Source organism: Prochlorococcus marinus str. MIT 1214 (assembly GCF_027359355.1).
In the GTDB taxonomy this organism is placed as follows: Bacteria; Cyanobacteriota; Cyanobacteriia; order PCC-6307; family Cyanobiaceae; genus Prochlorococcus_B; species Prochlorococcus_B marinus_F.
In genome coordinates this window covers 1,896,432-1,917,240 of sequence record NZ_CP114777.1, presented here as the reverse complement: position 1 = coordinate 1,917,240, position 20,809 = coordinate 1,896,432, and the positions used below count along the sequence as shown (strand labels likewise).

The following is a 20,809-nucleotide window of genomic DNA, read 5'->3' as shown; positions in this document are numbered from 1 at the left end:
TTAATTTGATGTAAGAGTTTTAGGGTTTAAAATTTCATGTCTACGAAGTGGCCTTGAGAACAACTCTGCCAAATCAGAAGCTTGGTCAATTCCGTGAATTGGACTGAAAACCATTTCAATTGACCATTTAGTTGATATTCCCTCTGCCTCAAGTGGATTAGCTAGTCCCATTCCACAAACTACAAGATCTGGCGAACTATCTCTTACTCTGTCTAACTGTTTCTCTACGTGTTGACCTTCTACGATACGACAATCGGGAGGTAGCAAGTCTATTTCTGCTTTCATTAAATCTCTATTTAAATAAGGAGTTCCTATTTCAACAATCTCCATTCCACACTCATTACTTAGAAATCTCGCGAGAGGAATTTCTAATTGAGATTCGGGTAAAAGAAACAGTTTTTTACCAGAAAGTTTCTCAACATGAGGAGCTAAAGCTTGCTTAGCTCTTGATATCAATGGATTTAATATTGAATCAACAATGGATTTATCGATGCCAAATGAATTTGCAGCCGCCCTAATCCACAATGTGCTTCCAGTAACGCCTAGAGGGAAGGGGGCTTCAATGATTTCAGCACCTTTATTTTTTAGCTCTCTTGCAGTATCAGTTAAATAGGGTTGAGTAAGAAGGACTTTTGTTGCAGGACCAATAGATGGTAATTCTGTTGACTGCCTAGGTGGAAAACTTTCTACGTTGTCTATTCCAAGCCGCTTAAAAATACTTATTAGCCGATCCTCCACAGCATTAGCAAGTGTTCCCACCAAAAGTAATTTCTTTTGATCACTCTTGGGCATTAATGGAATCAAAGCCTTTAATGCCCCGTCTTCGCCTTGCGTGAATGTTGTTTCTATTCCACTTCCCGAATAATTCAATACTGTTACTTGACCTTTAAGTTCGATATTCAGGTTTTCGGCAACCCTTGAAAGATCTATTTTTATTACTTCGCTTGGGCAAGATCCAACGAGAAAAAGAGTTTTTATTTCGGGACGTCTAGCTAAAAGATTTTTAACTACTCGATTCAACTCGTCATGAGCGTCAGCTAATCCTGCTAAATCTCTTTCTTCTAAAATAGCTGTACCAAAGCGCGGTTCAGCAAAGATCATTACGCCTGCTGCGCTTTGAATTAAATGAGCACAAGTTCTAGAACCCACAACTAGGAAGAAAGCATCAGGCATCCTTCTATGTAGCCAAACAATAGAAGTTAGCCCGCAAAAGACTTCTTTTGGACCAGATTCTTTAAGGAGCGTTGCACCGCTCATAGAGATTTAATACATATATATATTCAAACTGCATCTAAAAAGGGTAAACCGTCAACAAACACTTAATCTCTTTCGCATTTAGTTACTTTTTAGTTACCTAATGTCTGACTACGGTAACTTTTACTCTTGAGAAAATAGCAACCCTATGTCCCTCAAAGCATTCAAGAGGGCAATTCCTTAACCACTGCAGAAGTCAAAAACATGAGTAAAAATACGCAACTAAAGCGCGCAATGTATTCATGTGTTTATTTCAAGATATTTATTTAATGTTAAATGTATCGAATTCACTAAACATTTCCTAAAGAGATATTTGACTGCAAGAATATAAATAAGGACTTCCGAAAGAAACAGATTAATGACTTCGACAATAACTCGCAAGGAGGACGGTGAGGGTAGCGTTCAGGTAAAACAAGACCCAAAAGCACAAATCCAAGAAGGAGCTCTTGTTATTGCTGTATATGGCAAAGGAGGCATTGGTAAATCAACTACTTCTTCGAATTTATCAGCTGCATTTTCAAAGCTTGGGAAGAAGGTACTTCAAATTGGTTGTGATCCAAAACATGACAGCACTTTTACTCTTACGCACAAGATGGTGCCTACCGTCATAGATATCCTTGAAGAAGTAGATTTTCATAGTGAGGAACTAAGACCTGAAGACTTTATGTTTAAAGGTTTCAATGGCGTCATGTGCGTTGAAAGTGGGGGACCTCCAGCGGGGACAGGCTGTGGTGGCTATGTCACAGGTCAAACGGTCAAACTATTAAAAGAGCATCATCTATTAGAAGATACTGATGTAGTTATATTTGATGTTCTTGGTGACGTTGTATGCGGTGGTTTCGCTGCTCCACTGCAACATGCAAATTATTGTCTAATTGTGACTGCAAATGATTTTGATTCTATTTTTGCAATGAATCGGATCGTCGCAGCAATAAACGCTAAAGCAAAAAATTATAAAGTTCGTCTAGGAGGTGTAATAGCCAACCGCTCTGCTGAATTAGATCAAATAGAGAAATTCAATGAAAGAACAGGTCTTAAGACTATGGCTCATTTCCGTAATGTAGATGCCATCCGCAGATCAAGGCTTAAAAAATGCACAATTTTCGAGATGGATTCAGAAGAAGAAGGCGTATTGGAAGTACAAAATGAATATCTTTCGTTAGCGCAAAAAATGATAGATAATGTTGAACCATTAGAGGCTGAACCTTTAAAAGACCGTGAAATATTTGATCTACTTGGGTTTGATTAAATAACTATTTGAAGGTTTATTTCAGACCGACTAATTCCATAGATAATTCCCAAACTTTTCTAGAAGTCACTGGATCTGTCACACGATCGGACAACTCTTGTGAAAACTGTTGTCTATCTTTGCGTTGTCTATTTCCCCAGCTCCAATGAACACCAGAAATAGCAAATTGAGGATCTGATACTACTTGGGCTACCCTATCACCAGCTAGCGCTTCACTTACAAAACCCCCTGTTATTAATTTCTGGAACCATGGAAACAACCATTGAAAAAGTTTAGGAGTGTTTCTAAATAATCTTGTATTCGCCACACATCCTGGATATAGAGAACTAAAAAGTATTGGAGAAGAATTGAATCGCCTATGCAATTCTTGGGTGGTAATCATATTGCATAACTTACTGTCCTTGTAGGCTTTCCCTGGTTTAAAACGTTTACCACTAGCCATTGATATGGGGTCGAGAAAACCTTCTTCAAAACCAGATAGATTTCCTAGATCAGCCGGAGCTGGTATTGGTATTTTACCTCCAAGTTCTTTATTGTTAGCAGTTACAGTTCCTAAGATAACTACTCTAGAAGATTCCATCCCCCAAGATCTTCCCTTCCAGACTGGTCTGGAAGACTTACTAAGATTTTCTAAAAGCAACTGAATTAATAAAAAATGTCCAAAATGATTTGTTGCCATTGATATTTCATACCCCTGTGGAGATCTCAAAGGTTTTTTTAAACGAGGAAGATATACAGCAGCATTACAAACCAAAGCATCCAATGGCTTTTCCAAATCCTCCAGAAGAATTTTCGCTCCATTGCGCACACTATCCAAGTCGCCAAGATCAATTTGAATATGTTTAAGTTGTCTTGGACTATTACTAGGTAATCCAATTGCTGAGGCAGAAGCTTCAGCTCTCAAAGAACATCTATTTGCCGTTATTACCCTCCAACCCCTCTCTACTAAAGACTTTGTTGCATATAAACCAACTCCTGATGTTGTTCCAGTAATTAAGACAGTTCCTGGTGCAGCTTGTACTAGAGCCATATTCTTTAGTAAAAACTATTTTTAATCAATTTTCAAATACAAATCTAAACCTAAGAGAAGCAAAGTGAATCATCGCCAGATAACTCTGACACTATTTGGAGTAATCCACTGATCTTGCTCCTTAAAAAAACTTTGTTCCCCACCATTAGTAAACATTTCATCAAAACGTAGTCTTAACTTATGAAGTTTTTTTGATTCTTTCTCTAATAAATATGACAACTCTAGATTTCTATTAACACGTTGATGAGAAGCAAGTCCTAAGTTCACGAGGCTGGTTGCAAATACAATAAATAATCCAAACTTCAAAATTAATCCCACATGGCTATATAAAAGCTCCCTCCTAACTTCTTCTTTCTGAAATTCAGAAACTTGAGTAAAAGCATCGATTTTTTTATTTACCGAAGGAATGCTCTTTCTGATTTTTTTTGAACGCTTCCTTCTGAATGGCTCTTCAATTCGTTGAGGTTGTCCCAAATTAAATAAAAATGTCTCGATTTTTCTTCATGTTAACTTAATTAATAATGGAATCAATTCTTTGACTTCTTTCAATGCATTTATAAATTAAAAAAAAAAATAATAAAAAAGGAGAATATCAATAAACTAACTTTTTTATGACGGTTAATTAAAAATTAAAATGAACAAACTAAAAGAAGTCCTTTATATAAATCCTCTTGAATTGAGTGGGCCAGAGCAAATGGCAATTGATCTCTTCCTATTAGACAAGTCATTTACTGACAAAAATTTCAATATGGCAATACGTTTTTATACGTGGGATGGAAACTGGTTGTCGATTGGAAAAAATCAAAAAGAACTACCAAAAACATGGATTGAACTTTTAAAAAATCAAGAATTAAAAATTGTAAGAAGACCTAGTGGAGGAAAAGCTGTTCTTCATAGCAGTGGGCTCACTTACGCTCTTATATGGAAATATCCACCAAGGAATAAAAAAGAATCATATTTAAAAACAACTCAATGGTTAAAACATGGTTTAAAAAAAGCTGGAGTAGATCTATTTTTTGGGAATCAACCTGTGAATATCTCTAATAATAATTGTTTTTCAACTTCAACATTGGCTGACTTAGTTGATCAAGATAAAAACAAGTATATTGGAAGTGCCCAGTACTGGAGAAAGGGGCACTTGCTTCAGCATGGAGAGATTTTAATGAAACCATCAAAAAACCTATGGAAAAAAGTTTTTAATTCAGATCCGCCAAAGATAAATAATGAAACCAAAGAAAAAGATAAAGTAATAAATTTTCTAAAAGAATCGTTTAGTAAAACATGGCCCAATCTACGTATCTCTGATTATACATTAGATAAAGAAGATAAAGAGGTGATAAGACGTTATGCTATGGATAAATTTAAAAGAATAACTTATTATTGATCCTCATCTAAATCACTCGAAAGCATTGATTGTGCAATATTAAATAGATTTAATCCTAGTGGATAAATATTCTCTTTTCTTGCTATTTTAATTAATTGATCTGGAAGATTTAATCCGATTTTTTTAAGTACTGCTTTCCCTATATCTACTCTATCTAAAGTTCCAATAGGAAGACCAGAAACTGATAGCACAAGAAGCCTTCCATCTTTTGTTTTTTCTATTTTAATTATTGCTTTCCATAATGATTCTTTTTCACTAATTGATGGCAATTCATTTATTGGAAATGAAAACTCATAAAGAAACTTTTTATCCCAGTTTTGTACAGCTATATTCTTTAATATTTCCTCATTAACATAACCAACCCATCTCCCTTCTCTACATAAAAGGATCCATTCTTTATTGAAAATATTATCTTTATTTAAAGAATTATATTTAGATAGAACTTTCACAGGCAAATCATCCTCTAGAACCCTATACGAACGGCTACAAACCTGATTTACATATAATTCAGACAATATCTTTTGTACTTGAATAATTTGACTCTGTGATTTAGATGAAGAAAAAATCAATACACCAATAATAGAAAAACAAAGTGCGATATAGAAGTTACCCCTAAGTAAACTTAAAATGCCAATAAAAATAGCAAAAAATGAAATTAACTTTGCAGAGGCGACTGCAGCTTTAATCCCTGCTCTTTTACTCCCCGTAAAATACCAAATTAAAGATTTTAAGATTACCCCACCATCAAGAGGCATTATCGGAAGCAAATTAAATACACCTATCAAAAGATTGAGGCTACCAACCTGCTTAAATAAATTAGAGAGAATAAAATTTGATGTTGATAAATTATTACTTAATAAAACCATTAAAAAAGCCAACGAAAGACTAACAACTGGACCTGAAATTGCGATTTTTAAACTTCCTTTTGAAGTCGGACATTCCTTTTCAAGATTAGCCATGCCTCCAAGAAAAAAAAGTGTTATGTCTCTAACTTTTAGACCTTCTCCAATTGCGACAAAAGAATGAGCCAATTCATGCAATAAAATAGATAAAAACAACAGAGAAGCTGTAAAAACACCAATCACCCATCCATTCCAAATAGATGCTTGTCCATCCAAAAGCGTCTCGAACTGATTTCTGGCTGACAAAGTAAAATATAAGAACACCAAAAACAAACTTGGATGGATCCTCAAAGGTATGCCTCTGATTTTCATAACTTCCCAACTACCCAAACTTAAATTCCTCCAAGCTCTCAATAAAATCTATTTCAATTAATCCTAATAAAAGTTCTGGTAATGATCAGAAAATCTACTTCTAAAAAGTCAACAGCAATAAAAATTTGTGGAATTACAAAGACTTCTCAAGCACGATCCATAGCGGAATTAAAGATAAATGCTATTGGAGTTATTGGCGTTAAAAATTCACCTCGTTTTGTAACAGAAGAAGAATGTATAAGAATTTTTAATGAAGTAGAAAAAGTTTCTTCAAGTATTGAGAAAGTATTAGTAATCGCAAATGAAAAATTAGAGGAAGTCAAATATATAAATAACAGATCTACTCCACCATCGGTAATCCAATTACATGGGAATGAATCAGTTGATTATTGTCGTGAATTAAAGAATGAATTTCCAATAATTAAATTATGGAAAGCCTTCAGGATAAAATCTATTAATGATTTAGAAAAAATAAGTCATTATGAGAAAAATATTGATGCTATTCTCTTAGATGCCTGGGATAATAAATCACTTGGAGGCACTGGGAATAGAGTCCCAATAGAATTACTAACTAACAAAACTTTTAAAGCTCCTTGGATCTTAGCTGGTGGAATATCTAGTGAAATAATTCCGGAAATTTTTTCTAAACTTAAACCAGATGGGATTGATGCCTCTAGTCGACTTGAAATATCTCCAGGTATTAAAGATATCAAGAAAGTTGAATCTCTTGTTCGCGAAATAAGGGCACAAAATTAATAAAGAAATTTAATCCTAATTTCTCTTAGATCAAAATGCTCCTGTAGAAGGCATCATAGTTACATCCTCGATAATTTGATTAATTGGTTGACTAGCAAGATGCAAGAGTTCAGAAGCAACTTGATCAACAGAAAGCATCGAATCTCTATTGAAGTCCCCTCGAACGTTATCAGAATCCCAAAGAGATGAATTCACTGAACCAAGAGTAAGTGTGCATGCTCTTATGGAATTCTGACGTTCTTCTTCTGCTAAGCATTTTGTAAAACTTGCTAATGCTGCTTTGGAAACACAATAGGCGCCCCATTGTCGAAAAACTTTTCGAGAAGCATGACTACTAACGTTGATAACTAGTCCTCCTTTTTTTCTCATAAAAGGGACTACCTCAGAGCAAACCTGAAAGATACTGGTGAGATTCATTTGCATGATCCATTCCCATTTTTCAAGTGGCATTGATAAAAGATCTCCAGTCCAAGCAACTCCAGCATTATTTATTAAAACTGATGGCGTCAAACCATTATTCATTAATTCATCTATTCCTTTAGATATTTTTTGGGGATTACTGAGATCAATAGACTGGAAGAAAACCTTAACTTTTTTGTTATCAATTTCTTCTACAAGGCTTTCTAGTTCATCTTCAGACCTGGCTATAAGCAGTAAATCCCATCCAGAATTAGCAAAAGCTTTAGCAGTTGCTCTCCCAATCCCTCTAGAGGCTCCCGTAATTAATACTGTTGACAAAAAAGTTTAATACAAACACTAATACTTTAAACTGAAATTTCACTTTCGATAGACTGACTTTCCAAATATTTTCCCATTTTTCTAAATTTAGAATATCTATTTTCTCTCAATTCATCAGTGGATAAAGCCAATAATTCGCATAGATGCTTCTCAAGGGCATTTTTTAAAGTATCTCCAGCTTGAAGCGGGGCCCAATTATTTCCCCCAGAAGGCTCTTTTAGTACTTCGTCAACAATTCCTAACTTCATAAGATCAGGTCCAGTAATTTTTAATGATGATGCTGCTTCCGGAGCCTTGGCAGCATCCCTCCATAAAATCGAAGCACAAGCTTCAGGGCTTGCAACGGTGTAAACACTATGTTCAAACATCAGCAACCTGTCTGCGACACCTATTCCCAAAGCACCGCCAGAGCCACCTTCACCAATCACAGTTGCAATGATGGGAACTTTAAGCCTAAACATTTCACGCAAATTCACTGCGATTGCCTCTCCTTGGCCTTGTTCTTCTGCGATTAGCCCTGCATAAGCTCCAGGAGTATCTATAAAAGAGATTATTGGTAAATTGAAGCGATCTGCATGGTCCATTAGCCTCAATGCCTTTCTGTATCCTCCTGGCTTTGCCATGCCAAAGTTTCTTGCAACATTCTCTTTTGTATCCCTGCCTTTTTGTTGTCCAATTAGAAGGACAGATCTTTCACCTATTCGAGCCAACCCTCCTATGAGAGCTTGATCATCAGTCCCGTTCCTGTCGCCGTGCAATTCCACCCAATCATCACAAAACATCTGGATGTAATCAAGTGTGCTAGGCCTTTGAGGGTGTCTAGCCACCTGTATCTTTTGAGCTGGTGTTAGTGCATTAAATATTTCTTCTCGCCTTCTTGCAGCAAGTGTCTCTAATTGCAGAAGTTGCTGACTTACATCAACTTCTGAATCTCTTGCTAATTCTCTGATTTGATCAATCTGATTCTCTAATTCAACAAGAGGTTTTTCAAATTCGAGGAGAAAACGTCTAGCCATAAAAAAAGCAACCAAATGTTCAGACGGTTAATGTCTGAATATTTGATTTCAACCCAACAGCAGAAAACCCATGCCTCTCAGAAGCCTTGCCAATAAAATCCATCTTTTCCAACGTAATATTATTCCTTCCCCAGCTGAAATTGGTATGACAATTCTCGAATTCTAAAAGCATTGCTTCAGCAAAACAGGCAAACATTTCTCTTTTAGGATTTTCCATCTCAGCCAATTCCATCATGCTCCAACCAATATCTTTGAAAAATTGAACTATTCCGCCTTTTAAGACATGTATACCAGGGCCTGAAAACTTCTCACCTAAATTCTTAGGGTATCCACCATCAATCATTAAGCAGGGCCTTTTAATTTTAGATGGGTCAATTTCTAAGGTTTTGGGCATGCTTGCAACCCAAATCACAATATCCGCCTCAGGTAAAGCCTCATCAAGACTAAGAATTCTCCCTCCACCAAGTTGAGACTGAAGTTCGATTAAAGGTTTTTGCTGTCTAGCTACTAATAGAAGTTCAGAAACACCAGTTCGATTAGTAAGCCACCTGCAAACAGCGCTTCCAATATCACCAGTAGCCCCAACAACCGCTACTTTTGATTTGCTCAAATCAATTCCTATTCGAGGTGCATTTTGCTCTAACTGTCTACAAATCACCCAAGCTGTATGAGTATTACCAGTAGTGAACCTTTGCCAATCAAGAGTTGTATTTCTCACTTGTTGATTTTGAAGTAAATTAAAATTCTCAAAAATTATTGATGTAAATCCACCTAGAGCGGTAATGCTGATCCCTTTCTTCTGAGCTAACTCCATTGCATTCAGGACTTTTCTTCTTGCTGTTTTGAATCGACTTAACATCTCAGGAACAAAGCATGAGTCTATATAAGCTCCCTCAATAGTCTTTCCAATCGCGCTTACAACCTTTACGTGCTCTACCAACTGAGGAGGTGCAGTGCACCATACATCCAAATCTCCTTCAGCAATATGGTCATACCCCAAGCCCAATGCCTTTCGCTTGGCATCTTCAAAACTTGTTGAATGTCCAATTAGCCCAAACATTTGGCACCAAGAAAGATCAAAATTGAAACTAAATATTTCTCCAAGATTGAAGATTAAACCACCAAGGTCAAAAAAAAAAGAATTCCTCAAGAATTTAAAGTTCTTGAGGAATAAATGTGAATAGAAAAAGAAATAAATTAAAAATCTTAGATCACTGCAGCAAGAGCCATTCTTGCGATTTCTCTGTTGTCTAAACCTATTTCCATAAGGGAATCTTGGTATGCAATCATAAATTCCTCCATCAACTCTTCTTTATCCATATGAAGAACTTCCGCGTCGTTTGACACTTCGTCAAGCATGGATTTTATAAGAGGCAAATTTTCTTTATTAGCCTTCATGAGATCTTTCTTAACTGTCTCAAGATTGGCCTTAAGCCATTCCTGACCGTAATTCAAGTGCAAATATTCATCTTGAACAACACCCTCTGTAATCCTTTTTGCAAATGGATCAGCAACACGTATATAAACGTGATAAGCAGATATTGCAAAAGATTCAATCAAAATGCATTGAATTAGAAGACAAGTAGTTGTATTTCCAACTTTAAAAGCCTCTAAAAAATTGTTATGAAGTTTCGAGAAAAAGGTCTTAGCAAATGGCATATCTGGCTTTACAGCAAGATTTCTCCCACAAGCACAGAAACCATTCATATGCTTTTTCTCCATCTTCCCTAGCTTCACAAGCTCATCTGCATGCTCTGGAATCAACTTGGCGAGATCAAGAAAATTGGAATAAGCCTCTTGCTCACCTTCGATTACAACTGCATTGATTCTGCTATAAGCATCTTTATAAGATTCTGAGGTGAAATCTGGAAGAGAATCAGAACTTAACTCTTCTTTTTCTACTGTTAAATTGTTGGATGCAAAAGCTTGCATAGATCTATTAGAAATTTATCAATCTGAGTGATCTTACAGAATTAAATCCAAATTGGTAGTTCAGTTACCACATCTTAACTGCTAGAAACAGGACTTTCTGACATAATTGGGGGCCAATTACTCTCCAAAAGGCTTGTGAATAAAGACTTCCAATGATCAATTAGTGCATTTTCTAAAGCGGCACCCAATTCAGGATTTGAAAAACTTGCATCACCAATAACCCCAGATGAGCTCAAATCTTCTGTCAGCCATGCGCATGGTGATGCACCTTCAAGGCTCCAACCTTTTGGCGCTGAAATTATTTCTTCATTTGCCCCTTTTTTTTCTAGGTAAGAATTATTTCGGACCAAGTTTTCAGCCATGTGCAACATAAGACTTGTTTCTGCTAAAGCAGCGTGGAGTCCTTCCTCAACTTCTTTTTCAGGCAGAAGATCATCTAAGCCTGGAACACCACTCCAAAGGAAACAAGGCAATACTGCTAGGGAAGGGCATTGAATTCTTAATTGCCTTGAAACTGCTTGCAGAAGACCTATCTGTCCTCCATGAGCATTAAAGAATACTAATCTTTTAAATCCCATAGAAGCTATTTGCTGACCAACATCAGTTACTAGTGAAAGCAAAACATCTGCTGACAAGGACAAAGTTCCTGGGAAAGCTTGATGCTCAGGGGAGAATCCAATTGATTGAGCTGGCATCATCCATATCGGCATTGTTTCTGGCAACCTTTCAAGTGTCTTAATTAAAATATTTTCAGCAAAAAAAGTATCAGTAATCAAAGGCAAATGAGGCCCATGTTGTTCACATGCACCAAAGGGCCAAACCAATGTAGATCCTTTACCTGAAGCGGCTTTAGAGGCCTCAGGCCAGGTCAAGTGCTCAAATCTCCTAGTTTGAAAAATGATAGAAATCTCCTAATAATTAAAAAACAACTTACCCTTGACTGTAAGAATGTCTAACTTATTACCAAGGGTATTATGGCCGGGTCAGATTCTCAGCCTAAAAAAGCCACTCCCCCAAGGCCGGCAACAGATGCACCGCGCAAGCCATTGCAGGTGATGCATATCAGTCGAAAGACTGAGAAAGAAATCATTAATAAAGAATCATCTAACAAAGAAGTCTCTGCCCAAGCTAAAGATAAAAGATTTGATGAAAAAGTTCTACATGAAAAAAAATTTCCTGAGCTAAAGAAAGCACCTGAACAGCAAAACTTAATCCAGGAGGACTCTAGCAATAGTTTCCCAACAACTACAATGGAAGATCTTCTGAGATCTGAAAAAAATTATGACTATAAGAAAAATATTGAAGCTTTTAACGATCAAAATGTTTTTAAACAAAAAAGTAGAACAGTTGATGAATTTGATTTTGATGAAGACGAGTTCTTAGCAGCCTTAGAAGAGAATCAACCTATCGGTACAACTGGGGAAATTGCAAAAGGTTCAGTTATTGCAGTTGAAAGTGATGGTATTTACGTAGACATAGGCGGAAAAGCTCCAGGATTCATGCCTAAAAACGAATGTGGTCTAGGTGTAATTACAAATTTAAAAGAGCGTTTTCCAAAAGGATTACAAGTCGAAGTTCTTGTTACTAGAGAACAAAATGCCGATGGGATGGTAACAATTAGTTGTAGGGCGTTAGAGCTAAGAAAAAGCTGGGATAAAGTTCAAAATCTTGCAAAAGAAGGAAAAGTTATTCGAGTTCAAATAAATGGCTTTAACCGTGGGGGCGTCACATGCGACTTCGAAGGTTTGAGAGGTTTTATTCCTAGATCTCAACTTGAAGATGGAGAAAATCATCAATCTCTTGTTTCAAAGACAATTAATACTGCTTTTCTAGAGGTCAATCCAGAGAGACGAAAACTTGTACTTTCCGAAAAGAAAGCTGCAATTGCTTCAAGATTTTCTGAATTAGAAATTGGACAATTAATTGAGGGTGAGATCTTAACAATAAAACCTTATGGTTTCTTTGTTGATTTGAAAGGGGTCAGTGGGCTATTGCACCATTCAATGGTAACCAACGGAAGCATGAGAAGCCTTAGAGAAGTTTTTCAGCCAGGCGAATCTATCAAGGCTTTAATAACTGATTTAGATCCCTCCCGGGGACGAATTGGCTTAAACACCGCTCTTTTGGAGGGACCTCCAGGAGAACTTATTACTGATAAAGCAAAAGTAATGGAAGAGGCCGATGAGCGAGCAATTAAAGCTCGAAATAGTTTGAATAAAGAAAAAGTTGATACTCAAAAAGAAGATAAAGGCATCAATTTATCCTCATAATTTTACATTGAAGAAACAGTTGTGATTGCATCAAAAAAACCTGATTTAAAAAAAACAGACTGGGAAATAGACTTTTATTCCCGCCCTATAATTGATGAAAATGAAAAAAAAAGATGGGAGTTACTAATAACATCTACAAATAATTTCAAAGATACAAAAACATTTAAATGGGAAAAAATATGTCCAGCCTCAAATGTAAATTCTATTTGGTTAAAAGATGCATTAGAAGAAGCTATTGGTGAAGCTTATTCTCAAGGCTGGGATAAACCTGCCGTTATTCGTTGTTGGCGATCCTCTATGAAAACAATGATAAAACGTGCAGCAGATCAAATCGGAATTGAACTTATTTCCAGCAGACGAACGTACTCATTGTTTGAATGGCTTATTGATAGAGAAAAGAATTTCTATCCTCAGCAAAAAGGATATATTGGCATCAACCTTGCTCCTCCTTCAAGCCCAATTACAAACCAAGCTATACCATTACCTGAGGAAGTAAGAGGGGACTCTTGGAGCTTTGCTTCTCTTTCTCTAAAAACACTAAGAGAGGCTGATGAATGGGATATAGAATTTTCCAATTTAATTCCTGTTAAAGATTCAATTAATCAAAATATTTCTATTCCTGGTATTAGACTTTTTAGTCCAAAAAGATCCTTGGCACTTGCAGCTTGGCTCGGAGGACTTGAACCAGCAAAGCTTTTAATAGAAGGTACTCAAATAATTCTAGAAGCAGGTCAAGCTGATAGATGGTTGGTAACTGATGTCGAAAAAGAAGCCAAAAAAGCTATTGAAAATAATTTTCTAAATGCAAAACTAGAAGCAGACGGACTTCAATTTATTTCAGTTCAAAAAAGTCCTAAAGAAAATTCTCTAGATGGTTTTTGGATGCTAAAAGATATTGGAGAGATTTAATGATTTTCCTGACGATAGAGTCCAATTAGGTATATTACCTAAAAGGCAATATCTTAAAAGCCAATGAAGTTATCAACTTATAAGAGTATCAAATATTTTCAATCTGATCTATTAATAGACAATAATTTTAAACCTGCATTGTTTACTGAAAGATCTAACAAGAGTAAACCAATAGGATTACAAAAATCAACTCAATCTAACCTCTAAAGTTCATTATAAAAAATAAATACACAGCTATAAAGTTAATCAAGTTAATACATACATTCAATTTAAAACCAAGACATATAGCAGCTTTTAATTCTGGATTAAAAGGTCTTAAAAAGCAAATTATCTCAAAACATTAAAATGATTTAAGGTTATTGGATCTAAAAAAATAATTTAATTATTGCCATTTTGCCTGCTATTAAAGGAAATAAATATCAAGTTAAGTAAAAAAGACGTGGAAGATTTGATCATTCAACTTAAAGAAACAAATTTTATGGAGAAAAGTTTATGCATTAATGAAGTTAAAGAAGTAGAAATGATTCACATATTAAAAAACGATTTCAACCCTAATAAAATTTGTATTGATATAAAAAATGCTACTATTTTAAAATCATATAAAGAAGGAATCAAATCAATCCAAATAGAATTTGCACTTACTCAAATTCAAAGCTATTTAATTCTTACAGGAGAAATAAAACTAGTTCAAGAAAATTAAGTTGTATATATTCACAATCATAGATAAATAGAATTTTATAATTGATTTAGCATTTGTTTTTTGCTAATCCTTCCTTTATATATTCCTCAGTTATATCAGTATTGCTATCAAAAGGAATAACTTTAGCAAGCAGGACACCATCAACTGATCCCTTAGGTTTTAAATTTACTTTTGTATGTCTTGGTAGTTGTTTTTTGAGCCATTTAACAGATTTATCTTCTAAGTCAGGGCTAATTTCTGTACATGCTAATTTCACAGTATAGGTACGATTATGATCTCCGATCAACAAAACAGAAGAACTAGTCACTTGCACAATTTCAGCTGCATCAACTGCCAAATAAAAACAAAACAAAGAAACGAATAATATTAATATCTTTGTAAAAAATTTATTCATAAAAGATTTTAAAAATTATTTTTTAATCTCAGGTATACCAACCATTTGAGCATTACTTTTTCCAGGTGGCACCATGGGGTAACAATTTTCACCTTTTCTTACATTTACGTTAACAAGAACTGGTCCTTCATTAGCTAATGCTTTCTGAAGTTCAGGAATTAATTTGTCTCTTTCTGAAATCACAATGCCCTCAATCCCAAAAGCCTTAGAAAGCGAAATAAAGTCAGGTTCCCCAACAGACATGTTAGATGCCGAATACCTTTCATCATAAAAGCTTTCTTGCCATTGCCTAACCATTCCTTGCCAATGATTATTGATGATAATTACTTTTAAATTCAGCTTATATTGAGCGATAGTACCAAGCTCCTGAATGTTCATCAGGATACTTGCATCACCCGCAATACAAATAACTTGCTCCTTAGGCAAAGCAACTTTGACTCCCATTGCCGCGGGCATTCCAAAACCCATTGTTCCAAGTCCAGCACTGCTAATCCATTGTCTTGGTCCATTCAACAGATATTGAGCTGCCCACATCTGATGTTGTCCAACATCAGTTGTAATGTAAGCATCTTGAGCCAACTCTCTTAAGGCTATTAATACTTCCTGTGGATAAATTTCTCCTTTTTTAGGGGGGATAATCAAAGGAAAATCATTTTTCCAGCTTTTAATTTTTTTAAGCCAGTTAGAAGTTTTCGGATTTGTTTTTCGTTGGTTACTGAGATCTAATAATTTAACGAGGCTAATTCCAACATCACCTAATACGGAAACTTCAACTACTCTATTTTTATTTATTTCAGCAGGGTCAATCTCAAAATGAATTACTTTTGCTTTAGGAGCAAAAGTATCTAATTTACCGGTAACTCTGTCATCAAATCTTGCTCCAATAGCAATCAATAAATCACATTCAGTCACAGCAAAATTTGCATAAGCTGTTCCATGCATACCAAGCATCCCTACTGATAAAGGCTCACGTTCATCAAAGGCGCCTTTCCCCATCAAAGTTGTTGTTACGGGTATTTGATATCTATTAGCAATAGCAGCCAGAGTTTCATGCGCTCCCGAAGAAATAACACCCCCTCCAACGTAAAGGAGTGGTTGCTCAGCATTTTCAATTAAATCTAAGGCTGCACTTATGGCTTTATGTTCCGGCGCGAATGGTAGTTCAAAGCCTGGTGGCTTTATTGAACCTGGCTCAACAGGAAGATATTTGAACATCTCTTGTCCAACATCTTTTGGTACATCAATCAAAACAGGTCCTGGTCTACCCGATGAGGCAATAAGAAAAGCTTGAGCTACAACTTTTGCAATTTCAGATGGATCTCTTACGACCCATGAATGTTTAACAATTGGAAGTGTTATCCCAAAAATATCTGTTTCTTGAAAAGCATCAGTACCAATAGCAGGTCTTGGGACTTGTCCTGTAATGACGACAAGAGGTACAGAATCCATCTGAGCAGTGGCTATCCCTGTTACTAGATTCGTCGCTCCAGGCCCTGAAGTACCAAAACAAACACCTACTTTCCCTGTCGCTCGGGCAAAACCATCTGCAGCATGCGTTCCACCTTGCTCATGTCGAACAAGAATATGTTTTAGCCATCCCTCTTGCTCTGCTTTAAAAACTGCATCATATATTGGGAGGATTGCTCCGCCTGGATAACCAAAAATAGTATCTACGCCATGCCTTCGCAGCGAATCCATCAAGGCATCAGCTCCTGACATCTCATATTGAGTTTGTGTTCCTGAATCTCCTATTTGATTAGGCGTAGAAGTCAGGGTCACGGCAGAAGAAAATCTAAACTAACAATAAATCTTAGTATGCATAATTTCAATCAAAGTAAATTAAGCAAAGATTTAATTAAATTCTCTCAGTTTTAATAGCAAGCTGATTATCAAATTAATTAACACAAATAGTTATTTTAACTCTTCAGAGCAAACCTATATGGTGTAAAGGTCCACCCCCAATTATTAATTCCATCAAGAAACAAAGAAAAACAATCATTGCAACTCTTCCATTCCAAACTTCAGAGCTGTTATTCCAACCCCATTGCCATTTTTCTTGAGGATAAAGTTTTACTCTTTCTGGTAATTTTGATGCTTCCTCTAAACTAATTCCTTCACCGTTTAAGCAAGAAGAAACAAGATCGGCCAATCCTTCAATAAACAGCGGATAGGTATCAAGAGCAGGAACTCTTTTAAAATTAACAATTCCATTTTTATGAGCAATTTCTTTGTACTCAATATCAATTTCTTGGAGAGTTTCAATATGCTCACTCACAAAACTTATTGGAACCACGACAAGTTCCTTAACGCCAGATTTTCCTAATTTTTCTAGGACTTGCTCGGTATATGGTTTTAGCCACTCTTCTGGCCCCACTCTGCTTTGATAAGCAAGTGAGAATGAATTGCTGAATCCAAGCGAATTTTCAAGCTGATCAATAATCAAAAGTGAACAGTTCTGTATTTGATCTTGATAAGGATCTCCGGCTTCTTCTACATAGCTTTTAGGAACACCATGCGCAGTAAAAAAAACGTGGGCCTCTTGAGGTAAATCACAAGCTAAAATTTGTTTCTTTATTAATTCAGCCATTGAAGAAACATAGGCTGGATGATCAAACCAGCTACGAATACAACGAATTGATAATTCTGCAAACTCAGAGTCACCATCTTTCAACCTTTTCAATTCTCTAAAACTGGATCCACTTGTACTAATAGAAAAATGGGGATAAAGAGGCAAAACAACAACTTGGCTAACACCGTCAGCCTTAATATCCGCTACGGCTGACTCAGTGAATGGATGCCAATACCTCATCGCAACATATGTTGTAGCTTCTATTCCTATATTTCTAAGATAACTTTGGAGTTCTCTTGCCTGTTGCTCAGTAATACGACGTAAAGGTGATCCGCCTCCAATCGATCTATAAGCCTCTTGTGATTTACTACTTCTTAATAAGCTGATAAGCCAAGCCAGAGGTTTTTGAAAAGCAGGAACTGGTAAACGAATTATCTCTGGATCAGAAAATAAATTATACAAAAATGGGCCAACGTCCTTAATCCTCTCAGGACCTCCGAGATTTAATAAGAGGACACCAACCCGAGCCATTTTAGAAAAAACTCCTTATAAAAGGTTATACAAACCCTTATCAAAGTAAAGCTAGCTAAATTTACAGGATTATGGACGAGAATCAAAAGTTACTAGATATCAACCAAGACCTTGAATCAAAGGGAATCAATTTAAGAATTGAGAAAAGAGGCAAAGTTATAAACATTCGCGGTTCTTTGCCAGATAAGAAATCTCATAATCTTTCTAAAGTTCAAAGAATAAGTCTTAAACTTCCATACAATATTAGCGGTCTAGAAGAGGCTAGAAAAGCTATAGAATTAATTGATTTTCAACTTAAAAAAAGTCAATTTTGCTGGTCACATTGGATTAAAAAAAAAGCTATCTCATCAAAAAAGACTAATAAACAAGTAGTAAATAATGAAATAGAAAGCTTTAAAAGACAATTTTTTTCTGATACCTCTAGAAGCAAGTCACCAGCAGGAATGATCAGCACTTGGCAGTCTGCTTATAAACCATATTTGAACAGATTAATTGGGATAAGCCATAAATCTAAATTTCAATTAAACGAAGAGCTTCTAGTGAAAATTCTTTTAAGTTACAAAGAAAATTCAAGGAGCAGACAACAATGTGGAATTGCTTTAAGTGCTTTAGCTAGGCACCTTAAATTGGAGCTTCCTGATAACTGGAAACAACTTCAAAGTGGTTATGGAATCCACGAATCTAATTTCAGAGAATTACCTAGTGATGAAGAAATTATTAATAGCTTTCAATTAATTCCAAATCCAAAATGGAGATTTGTTTTTGGGCTAATGGCTACCTATGGGCTTAGAAATCATGAAGTCTTTTTTAGTGACTTATCTTGTTTAAGAAAAGGTGGGGATAGAATACTTCGGGTTTTCCCAAATACAAAAACAGGAGAGCATCAAGTTTGGCCATTTCATCCTGAATGGGTTGGTTTATTTGAGCTAGACTACATAACTGATACTTCAGATTTACTCCCAGATATTAAAACAGATCTAAAAGAGACAACTCTTCAACATATAGGAAGAAGAGTATCTGAACAATTTAGAAGATATAAAATATCTTTCACACCCTATGATTTAAGACATGCATGGGCAGTTAGAACTATCTTAATAGGCCTACCAAATACTGTAGCCGCAAAAATGATGGGACACTCAGTCTCAATACATACAAAAACCTATCATCATTGGATAACAAGAAGAGATCAGCAAATTGCTGTTGATAGTGCTCTATCTAGAATCAAATATTAACAAGAAGAATAATTAATATTTATAGCTATATAACTTCTATAAATTATTCTTTTATTAATTTATATCATTTAAGAAAAGGAAATGAAAAATAATGTTCCTAAAGAAGATTCAAGACTTAATAAACTAGATAAAAGTGCAGAAAAAATAGGAATGGGTGGAAATTTAATACAAAATATTACCGAAGAAAAATATCGAGAAAGGATGAAAAAAAGGAAAGAAGTTCAAACACAAAGATTAAATGAAAGAAAGAAAGAAAAAGGTCTAATAATAATTAACACTGGACAAGGTAAAGGTAAAACTACAGCAGCTCTTGGGATGGGAATAAGAACTATTGGACACAAGCACAAAGTTGCAATAATTCAATTTATCAAAGGTGGATGGGAACCAGGTGAATCATTAGCTTTGAAAATATTTGGGGACAAATTAAAGTTTCATGCCTGCGGGGAGGGCTTCACATGGGAAACACAAGACAGAAAAAAAGATATAAATTTAGTCAAATCAAGTTGGAGAAAGGCGGTCTCTTATATTAAAGACCCAGATTATAAACTTATAATTTTAGACGAAATCATTATTGCGATAAAACTTGGATATATAGATGAAGATGAAGTTATTAATGGCATAAATTTGCGCCCTGAGCTTACACATGTGGTTTTGACTGGAAGAGGGGCTTCAGAAAAATTAATCGATTCAGCTGATCTTGTGACAGAAATGAAATTAATCCACCATCCCTTTAGAGAGCAGGGAGTAAAAGCACAAGAAGGAATTGAATATTAATCTACAATCTTGCAAATATTTCCATCGCAAGGGATCCAATACAGATATAAAGACGTTCTCCCAGGACTTGCTACTGTCAATTTGTTATGAATTTTTAATGACATACTCTAGAGCACTTATAAAACTCAGTGGTGAAGCTCTTATGGGAGAAAAACCTTATGGAATTGATCCTGAAATTGTTCAATCTATTGCCAACGATGTTTCAAAAGTGGTTGAAAATGGCACGCAAATAGCAATTGTGGTTGGCGGTGGAAATATTTTTCGAGGTCTGAAAGGATCTGCTGCAGGAATGGATAGGGCCACTGCTGACTATGTAGGGATGCTTGCAACCGTAATGAATGCAATCACACTTCAAGATGGATTAGAAAGAGCTGGAGTACCAACAAGAGTTCAATCCGCTATTGACATGCAGCAGATTGCAGAACCATACATAAGAAGAAGAGCAATAAGACATCTTGAGAAGGGTAGAGTAGTAGTCTTTGGAGGTGGGTGCGGCAATCCATTTTTCACAACTGATACCACTGCTGCTCTTAGGGCCGCCGAAATCAACGCGGAAGTTGTTTTCAAAGCCACGAAAGTTGATGGGGTTTACGATCGAGATCCAAAGAAATTTTCTGATGCAGTCAAATATGACAATCTCACCTTTCAAGAAGTATTAGCCAACGAAATAGGAGTAATGGATAGCACTGCTATTGCTCTTTGCAAAGATAATAAAATCCCTATAGTTGTTTTTAATATTTTCCAACCTGGGAATATTGCTAAGGCTATTTCTGGCGAACCCATTGGATCAAGAATATCTAATTCAAGTTAATGTTAAATTTTTAACCTTTTTAATAATCAATTCGCAAGACTTTTAT

21 protein-coding genes are annotated in these 20,809 nt (G+C 35.7%); 9 read left to right on the top strand and 12 right to left on the bottom strand.

The window, feature by feature from the left end; all coding sequences use genetic code 11:
• Positions 1-1,257, bottom strand: coding sequence for a ferredoxin:protochlorophyllide reductase (ATP-dependent) subunit N (locus O5639_RS10585; RefSeq protein ID WP_269624468.1), 1,257 nt, complete (start codon positions 1,255-1,257; stop codon positions 1-3).
• A gap of 355 nt (positions 1,258-1,612) precedes the next feature.
• Between O5639_RS10585 and bchL the strand changes: the two genes are divergently transcribed.
• Entirely contained in the window at positions 1,613-2,503 is an 891-nt protein-coding gene (gene bchL, locus O5639_RS10580) for a ferredoxin:protochlorophyllide reductase (ATP-dependent) iron-sulfur ATP-binding protein (protein WP_269624466.1), read from the top strand.
• A gap of 16 nt (positions 2,504-2,519) precedes the next feature.
• On the opposite strand, the gene O5639_RS10575 is transcribed toward bchL, so the two are convergent.
• Together O5639_RS10575 and O5639_RS10570 are read right to left on the bottom strand one after the other, a co-directional pair.
• Positions 2,520-3,533: a protochlorophyllide reductase gene (locus tag O5639_RS10575; protein ID WP_269624465.1), complete on the bottom strand. Its 1,014-nt coding sequence runs from the start codon at positions 3,531-3,533 to the stop codon at positions 2,520-2,522.
• Between the two features lie 69 nt (positions 3,534-3,602).
• Positions 3,603-4,007 carry a hypothetical protein gene (locus O5639_RS10570; RefSeq protein WP_269624464.1) on the bottom strand — a complete coding sequence of 135 codons (405 nt, stop codon included), beginning with the start codon at positions 4,005-4,007 and terminating at the stop codon, positions 3,603-3,605.
• A 160-nt stretch (positions 4,008-4,167) separates the two neighbouring features.
• On the opposite strand from O5639_RS10570, the gene O5639_RS10565 reads away from it, so the two are divergent.
• Positions 4,168-4,917 carry a lipoate--protein ligase family protein gene (locus tag O5639_RS10565; protein ID WP_269624463.1) on the top strand — a complete coding sequence of 250 codons (750 nt, stop codon included), beginning with the start codon at positions 4,168-4,170 and terminating at the stop codon, positions 4,915-4,917.
• Here the strand turns inward: O5639_RS10565 and O5639_RS10560 are convergent.
• Positions 4,911-6,149, bottom strand: coding sequence for a site-2 protease family protein (locus O5639_RS10560; protein WP_269624462.1), 1,239 nt, complete (start codon positions 6,147-6,149; stop codon positions 4,911-4,913). The two genes, O5639_RS10565 and O5639_RS10560, sit on opposite strands and share 7 nt — an antisense overlap.
• Positions 6,150-6,212: 63 nt before the next feature.
• On the opposite strand from O5639_RS10560, the gene O5639_RS10555 reads away from it, so the two are divergent.
• Positions 6,213-6,887, top strand: coding sequence for a phosphoribosylanthranilate isomerase (locus O5639_RS10555; protein ID WP_269624461.1), 675 nt, complete (start codon positions 6,213-6,215; stop codon positions 6,885-6,887).
• A gap of 30 nt (positions 6,888-6,917) precedes the next feature.
• Here O5639_RS10555 and O5639_RS10550 read toward each other — a convergent pair whose 3' ends face one another.
• The 5 genes from O5639_RS10550 to O5639_RS10530 form a co-directional block, all read right to left on the bottom strand.
• The gene (locus O5639_RS10550) at positions 6,918-7,625 is read right to left on the bottom strand and encodes an SDR family oxidoreductase (RefSeq protein ID WP_269624460.1); all 708 of its coding nucleotides are present in this window, start codon (positions 7,623-7,625) and stop codon (positions 6,918-6,920) included.
• A 26-nt stretch (positions 7,626-7,651) separates the two neighbouring features.
• A complete protein-coding gene (locus O5639_RS10545; RefSeq protein WP_269624459.1) occupies positions 7,652-8,641 on the bottom strand; it encodes an acetyl-CoA carboxylase carboxyltransferase subunit alpha in 990 nt (329 codons plus the stop codon).
• A 19-nt stretch (positions 8,642-8,660) separates the two neighbouring features.
• Complete coding sequence (locus O5639_RS10540) at positions 8,661-9,701, bottom strand: long-chain acyl-[acyl-carrier-protein] reductase (RefSeq protein ID WP_269625550.1); 1,041 nt, start codon at positions 9,699-9,701, stop codon at positions 8,661-8,663.
• Between the two features lie 146 nt (positions 9,702-9,847).
• Positions 9,848-10,573 (bottom strand): aldehyde oxygenase (deformylating), encoded by a 726-nt coding sequence (locus O5639_RS10535; protein ID WP_269624458.1) that lies wholly within the window; start codon positions 10,571-10,573, stop codon positions 9,848-9,850.
• Between the two features lie 74 nt (positions 10,574-10,647).
• Positions 10,648-11,445, bottom strand: coding sequence for a creatininase family protein (locus O5639_RS10530; RefSeq protein WP_269624457.1), 798 nt, complete (start codon positions 11,443-11,445; stop codon positions 10,648-10,650).
• 102 nt (positions 11,446-11,547) lie between these two features.
• On the opposite strand from O5639_RS10530, the gene O5639_RS10525 reads away from it, so the two are divergent.
• From O5639_RS10525 to O5639_RS10515, 3 genes are all read left to right on the top strand, one after another.
• Complete coding sequence (locus O5639_RS10525; protein ID WP_269624456.1) at positions 11,548-12,843, top strand: S1 RNA-binding domain-containing protein; 1,296 nt, start codon at positions 11,548-11,550, stop codon at positions 12,841-12,843.
• Positions 12,844-12,864: 21 nt separating this feature from the next.
• Complete coding sequence (locus O5639_RS10520; RefSeq protein WP_269624454.1) at positions 12,865-13,752, top strand: Tab2/Atab2 family RNA-binding protein; 888 nt, start codon at positions 12,865-12,867, stop codon at positions 13,750-13,752.
• 439 nt (positions 13,753-14,191) lie between these two features.
• Complete coding sequence (locus tag O5639_RS10515) at positions 14,192-14,452, top strand: hypothetical protein (protein WP_269624453.1); 261 nt, start codon at positions 14,192-14,194, stop codon at positions 14,450-14,452.
• A gap of 46 nt (positions 14,453-14,498) precedes the next feature.
• Here O5639_RS10515 and O5639_RS10510 read toward each other — a convergent pair whose 3' ends face one another.
• The 3 genes from O5639_RS10510 to hemH all read right to left on the bottom strand — a co-directional run bounded on the left by O5639_RS10510 (position 14,499) and on the right by hemH (position 17,946).
• Positions 14,499-14,759: a nuclease gene (locus O5639_RS10510; protein WP_269624452.1), complete on the bottom strand. Its 261-nt coding sequence runs from the start codon at positions 14,757-14,759 to the stop codon at positions 14,499-14,501.
• 102 nt (positions 14,760-14,861) lie between these two features.
• Positions 14,862-16,625: a biosynthetic-type acetolactate synthase large subunit gene (gene ilvB, locus O5639_RS10505; protein ID WP_269624451.1), complete on the bottom strand. Its 1,764-nt coding sequence runs from the start codon at positions 16,623-16,625 to the stop codon at positions 14,862-14,864.
• Positions 16,626-16,770: 145 nt separating this feature from the next.
• Positions 16,771-17,946 (bottom strand): ferrochelatase, encoded by a 1,176-nt coding sequence (gene hemH / locus O5639_RS10500; RefSeq protein WP_269624450.1) that lies wholly within the window; start codon positions 17,944-17,946, stop codon positions 16,771-16,773.
• 71 nt (positions 17,947-18,017) lie between these two features.
• On the opposite strand from hemH, the gene O5639_RS10495 reads away from it, so the two are divergent.
• The 3 genes from O5639_RS10495 (at position 18,018) to pyrH (ending at position 20,763) form a co-directional block, all read left to right on the top strand.
• Positions 18,018-19,178, top strand: coding sequence for a site-specific integrase (locus tag O5639_RS10495; RefSeq protein WP_269624449.1), 1,161 nt, complete (start codon positions 18,018-18,020; stop codon positions 19,176-19,178).
• Positions 19,179-19,259: 81 nt separating this feature from the next.
• Complete coding sequence (gene cobO / locus O5639_RS10490) at positions 19,260-19,952, top strand: cob(I)yrinic acid a,c-diamide adenosyltransferase (protein WP_269624448.1); 693 nt, start codon at positions 19,260-19,262, stop codon at positions 19,950-19,952.
• Positions 19,953-20,049: 97 nt separating this feature from the next.
• Positions 20,050-20,763 carry a UMP kinase gene (pyrH, locus tag O5639_RS10485; protein WP_269624447.1) on the top strand — a complete coding sequence of 238 codons (714 nt, stop codon included), beginning with the start codon at positions 20,050-20,052 and terminating at the stop codon, positions 20,761-20,763.
• Positions 20,764-20,809 lie beyond the last annotated feature (46 nt).

Coding starts and splice junctions, on each gene's coding strand:
- O5639_RS10565 (WP_269624463.1), top strand. CDS start 4,168: ATGAACAAACTAAAAGAAGTCCTTTATATAAATCCTCTTGAATTGAGT.
- O5639_RS10540 (WP_269625550.1), bottom strand. CDS start 9,701: ATGTTTGGGCTAATTGGACATTCAACAAGTTTTGAAGATGCCAAGCGA.
- pyrH (WP_269624447.1), top strand. CDS start 20,050: ATGACATACTCTAGAGCACTTATAAAACTCAGTGGTGAAGCTCTTATG.
- O5639_RS10555 (WP_269624461.1), top strand. CDS start 6,213: ATGATCAGAAAATCTACTTCTAAAAAGTCAACAGCAATAAAAATTTGT.
- O5639_RS10585 (WP_269624468.1), bottom strand. CDS start 1,257: ATGAGCGGTGCAACGCTCCTTAAAGAATCTGGTCCAAAAGAAGTCTTT.
- cobO (WP_269624448.1), top strand. CDS start 19,260: ATGAAAAATAATGTTCCTAAAGAAGATTCAAGACTTAATAAACTAGAT.
- bchL (WP_269624466.1), top strand. CDS start 1,613: ATGACTTCGACAATAACTCGCAAGGAGGACGGTGAGGGTAGCGTTCAG.
- hemH (WP_269624450.1), bottom strand. CDS start 17,946: ATGGCTCGGGTTGGTGTCCTCTTATTAAATCTCGGAGGTCCTGAGAGG.
- O5639_RS10545 (WP_269624459.1), bottom strand. CDS start 8,641: ATGGCTAGACGTTTTCTCCTCGAATTTGAAAAACCTCTTGTTGAATTA.
- O5639_RS10575 (WP_269624465.1), bottom strand. CDS start 3,533: ATGGCTCTAGTACAAGCTGCACCAGGAACTGTCTTAATTACTGGAACA.
- O5639_RS10495 (WP_269624449.1), top strand. CDS start 18,018: ATGGACGAGAATCAAAAGTTACTAGATATCAACCAAGACCTTGAATCA.
- O5639_RS10525 (WP_269624456.1), top strand. CDS start 11,548: ATGGCCGGGTCAGATTCTCAGCCTAAAAAAGCCACTCCCCCAAGGCCG.
- O5639_RS10535 (WP_269624458.1), bottom strand. CDS start 10,573: ATGCAAGCTTTTGCATCCAACAATTTAACAGTAGAAAAAGAAGAGTTA.